Source organism: Sphaerochaeta sp. S2, from assembly GCF_016406725.1.
Taxonomy (GTDB): domain Bacteria; phylum Spirochaetota; class Spirochaetia; order Sphaerochaetales; family Sphaerochaetaceae; genus Sphaerochaeta.
In genome coordinates, this window is sequence record NZ_JAEKNT010000518.1 from 1 (window position 1) to 3,826 (window position 3,826).

The following is a 3,826-nucleotide window of genomic DNA, read 5'->3' on the forward strand; positions in this document are numbered from 1 at the left end:
ACAATTCGGTATCATATCAGTGGATCGTGCTGTAAATGATTATGCAGGCCAGAAAAGTACTAAAGGTAAACGTACCAGAAAGGTCCCGTTGAAGAGGACGCTGTGCGAATTATTAATAAAAGAAGCGGAGCAGAATCCTCATCAAGGTGGGAAAATGATTTTCTGGTCGGAAAAAAGCAGTACCAATCCTGTTTCATCAAGTTATATTCTCAATCATTTCTATAAAGCGCTCGATGCCATTGGAATCACAGAAGAACAACGCCTGGAACGTAATGTTGATTTCCATAGCTTGCGTCATACATTCAATTCCAATTTGCGTGGTTTGATCAATGAGAAATCTCTTCGTGCAGTTGTCGGCCATGAAAGCGTAGAAATGTCAGATCGGTATACACATGAAACTGATGAAGACTTACTGTTAGTGGGAAATGCTGTAATTTCAGTTTTCAAGGGTCAAGAAAATCAAAGTTATATCGAACAAAAGATTGAGGAGTCTCGTGATGACACGTGAATTTGTAAAGGAATTTCTGTCTATTCTTACTTCCAACTACAAAAATCTTCTTTCAATCAAACTTGTTAGAAGATCTGATGGTATCCCCATGCTTGAATTAGCTGTGTTAAAAGTAAAGATGATGGTACATGTCATTTTTATTAATAGCCTTTTGAATAAGTTTCTGGCAGGGGAAATTCAGCATCTAGAGCCCGATAAAATCAATCAAATATTTCAACAAGAATTTTCTGATGCATGGTATTCATATTATAGTGAGCTTTCAAAAACTAATAACTACTCATTTAACCTGTTTTGGGAGAGATTGTTGGAACATAATCAAATCCCAGATAATCATGCCCAGAACTACATAAATGCAAAAATACAAATAAGTGTTTTCTGGCAGGTGTTGAATCAGTTGTATCCACTTGGGGATGCCAACTCTGTTGAGTATTATCGCATTAGGCCTGATGAATATGAAGACAACTTGCCGATAATGAACTGCTCCAATTATCTTCTCGAAAAAGTATTGAATATCATTGCTAGTGATCAATATATCCCAGTGTCTTATGATTGGAAGGATTCTGATGAACCAGCGGTTTTTAAAATAGAGTTGCTAGATAGTGAAAATTTGTCTAAGAAAAATACTCAGCCTTTTGACAAGAGAATAATGAGGTATGAAGATAAGACATTAGGAGATGTTTGGACCGACTATACTCTTATGCATACAATTCAGAAGGAAGCATTTGCAAAAGATTTGTTCCTTCATAAAGTTGAACATGAGTTAGCATATCATTTAAGCATATTCTCATTAACTCAGGAACGTGTTATTGAAGGTTTATGTAGAAAAGAGGATTTCCAAGGGCGTGTTTGGGAGGACACAAATCTTACCTCAGATGAATCTCAAGATTTAGTAAATCTGCAAGAGCAGATTAAAATAATTATGGAAATAAGCCAGTCGCAACAGAGGACGATTGAGACTCTTTCTTCAAGCATTCAATCGATTTCTACTGAGAACGCTGACCAAGCTCACACCATTGGCAAATTTGTAGAACGGGACTTGAATTCAGCCAAAGTTTATTCAAATAACAAGACAGAACGTGCTCGAGAAATTGTCGGCGAACTTCTCAAGGAAACTCCAATCATTATTCCCAATATGAATCAAAAACAAGAATTTCCTGATTGTCGATGGATACTATCGTGCACGAAAACTGAAAAGAATAGAATTGTGCCCAGTATTGAGAAAGCCATTAGGATTTGGATGGAAGCTTGCCAGACACAAGAACTTGGATTTTGGGCAAGTAGTGTACTGATAAATGGTTTATACCTTTTAATGGATAGTGAATTGATCAAAGGAAAGGATGCTGATCCTAACATCAAGAGAAAAATAGATAATGCATTCTCCCGATCATGTTTTTATAAATCAGAGAGGGAGCTCTTTGAAGACATAATTACAAAAATAAGTAAGCAATGACATTTCACTATTACTTGTCAATTTTTCTTCATGCAGCATATTCAACTGGTCTTGATCAGCGATACAGGCCGAAAAATCATCAAGACGTTACGTCTTACCCTGGAGCGTGCTGGGTTTTATATTACAGCGATCGGGCAAACCTTCGACATCATATCGATGAGAAAAAAAGTTTATGAAGTACACTATATTTGGATTTTCCCAGAAAAGATTGCTTAAGTTGGGACTCGGTGTCGATGATGCATTGGTCCTTGATTGGTTCGTTACCTTCCAGGGAGCAGGCCGCATGAAATCGATAATCGTTGAAGGACAGGCATGGTACTGGGTCAACTACAGCGGGGTGCTGGAGGATATACCCATAGCTGCATGTTCGGAGAAAATCATTGCCCGCAGGTTCTTGAAGCTCAAGGAATCGGGAGTACTTGAACACCTGACCGTCCGCCAGGGTGGTACGTTCAGCTGTTTCAGGCTCAATGAAAATATCTACACATCCCTTATTTCAGAGGTACAGGACAACACAAACGGGGGTAAGACAAATTTGACCGACGGTAGGACAAAAATGGGAGACGGGGTAGGACAGAATTGTCCGACCCCCTCGGACAAAAGTGTCCGACCAAAAGACTCACTTATTAAAGAAACTCTCTTACCAGAAGAACTCAAAGAAACCCCCATAGCCCCTACCGGGGGAATTGATACCTCAAAAACCTCAAGGACCAGATTTATGAAACCTTCGGTTGAAGAGATTGCAGCCTATTGTTACGAGAAGGGCAACGGGATTAATGCCCAGGAGTTTGCTGATTATTACGAGGCAAACAGCTGGAAAGTCGGCAAGACCCCGATGAAAGACTGGCAGGCTGCGGTCCGCACCTGGGAGCATACTAGGAGCAAGAGCCTCAAGCAGGCCAAGACACGGTATCACAGCGAAGGAACCAAGGTAGCCCCGATCACGGGGTGGACGAAACTGGGAGGTACGGTATGAAGGCAAACTTCGAATTGGTGGAATCGCTGAGACAGCGACGCAGGGAAATCGAGATCAACGCTTACGGCTATGAGCTGATCATCACAACAGGGCCGGTACCGAACTTGGAGGGATATGCCATCAGGAGTATGAGAAATGCAAGCAGATCCTGATGGGGGCCGAGGAATCCGACCGGTACTGGATCTCAATCTACGAACCTGACGAAGGTGACAAGGACGAGGATCCGGTATCCTGGGAAAAGGCAAATCCCAACATGGGGATTTCCGTGAATACGGGAATGCTCAAGGACCGCTATGACAAGTGCAAGCTCACAGAGAGTGATCTGGTGGATTTCCGCATCAAGAACATGGACAAATGGGTCATAGGCTCCACCCGATGGGCGAACATGGCCATCTGGCTCGAACGCTGTTGTGATCCCTTTGATGTTGAGGAGTTTATAGGACGTACCTGTTATGGAGGACTGGACCTTTCAAGCACCAGCGACTCCACTGCTTTTGTGCTTACCTTCCCTCCCAGAATCGAGGGGGAGAAATGGAAACAGTTATACATGTTCTGGATCCCAGGGGAAAACGTTGTTGCGTTCTCCAGATAACTCCGAAAGCCCTTGCAGGATTGGATAGCCAATGGACTGATACGCGCTCATCTCGGTCCCGTGGTTGACTATCTTGATGTCGGTAACTTCATCAAGGGTTGCATGGAGCATTATAACATAAGACTGATTGCTTGTGACGCATGAAAACTAGAACTCTTTGCAGCCAAGGTCGGTGACTGGTTCGAGACCATAGCGGCCAAGTTCAGCCAGTCGATGAAGAGCATAACCCTTCCGATCGACCAGTTCAAGGAAGCCTATCTCACCGGGATGATTGCCAGCGGAGGCAATCCAATCATGACC

The 3,826-nt window shown here is 42.7% G+C and carries 6 protein-coding genes; all 6 read left to right on the forward strand.

The features are described from left to right. On the forward strand, positions 1 to 508 hold a 508-nt coding region (locus tag JF818_RS15075; protein WP_233067960.1), incomplete at its 5' end, for a tyrosine-type recombinase/integrase. Then, the gene (locus tag JF818_RS15080; RefSeq protein ID WP_198892840.1) at positions 498 to 1,958 is read left to right on the forward strand and encodes a hypothetical protein; all 1,461 of its coding nucleotides are present in this window, start codon (positions 498 to 500) and stop codon (positions 1,956 to 1,958) included. The genes JF818_RS15075 and JF818_RS15080, both read left to right, overlap by 11 nt. 30 nt (positions 1,959 to 1,988) lie before the next feature. Further along, positions 1,989 to 2,174 carry a hypothetical protein gene (locus tag JF818_RS15085; RefSeq protein WP_198892841.1) on the forward strand — a complete coding sequence of 62 codons (186 nt, stop codon included), beginning with the start codon at positions 1,989 to 1,991 and terminating at the stop codon, positions 2,172 to 2,174. Next, a complete protein-coding gene (locus JF818_RS15090; protein ID WP_198892842.1) occupies positions 2,131 to 2,934 on the forward strand; it encodes a hypothetical protein in 804 nt (267 codons plus the stop codon). Before JF818_RS15085 ends, JF818_RS15090 begins: the two co-directional genes overlap by 44 nt. Beyond that, positions 2,931 to 3,086 (forward strand): hypothetical protein, encoded by a 156-nt coding sequence (locus JF818_RS15095; RefSeq protein WP_198892844.1) that lies wholly within the window; start codon positions 2,931 to 2,933, stop codon positions 3,084 to 3,086. Before JF818_RS15090 ends, JF818_RS15095 begins: the two co-directional genes overlap by 4 nt. Continuing rightward, a complete protein-coding gene (locus tag JF818_RS15100) occupies positions 3,086 to 3,526 on the forward strand; it encodes a terminase TerL endonuclease subunit (RefSeq protein ID WP_233067962.1) in 441 nt (146 codons plus the stop codon). Before JF818_RS15095 ends, JF818_RS15100 begins: the two co-directional genes overlap by 1 nt. Positions 3,527 to 3,826 lie beyond the last annotated feature (300 nt).